Below are 236 nucleotides of genomic sequence, written 5' to 3' on the forward strand. Positions count from 1 at the left end.
CTGATAATTCCCCAATCGAATCATTTCATTCCACGCTAAAGTCTGAAACGTTCTATCTCGACGATATCTATCGCACAACGAACGCACGTGTGATACAGATTGTCGAAGAATACATTACTTATTATAACAATATCCGTATTCAAACGAAACTAAACAGCCAATCGCCGGTTCAATACCGTCAATTGGCTGCATAAAAGGGTGTTTTATTCTTGTCTCAAAAAGGGTAGTCAGTGCCT

At 39.4% G+C, this 236-nt stretch carries 1 protein-coding gene; it reads left to right on the plus strand.

Annotated features, from left to right (window positions below):
* Positions 1–194: IS3 family transposase (locus tag LZ480_RS19795; RefSeq protein WP_241371229.1), on the plus strand; the 194-nt coding region annotated here is incomplete at its 5' end.
* Between the last annotated feature and the right edge of the window lie 42 nt (positions 195–236).

This window comes from Solibacillus palustris, from assembly GCF_022549215.1.
GTDB lineage: Bacteria > Bacillota > Bacilli > Bacillales_A > Planococcaceae > Solibacillus > Solibacillus daqui.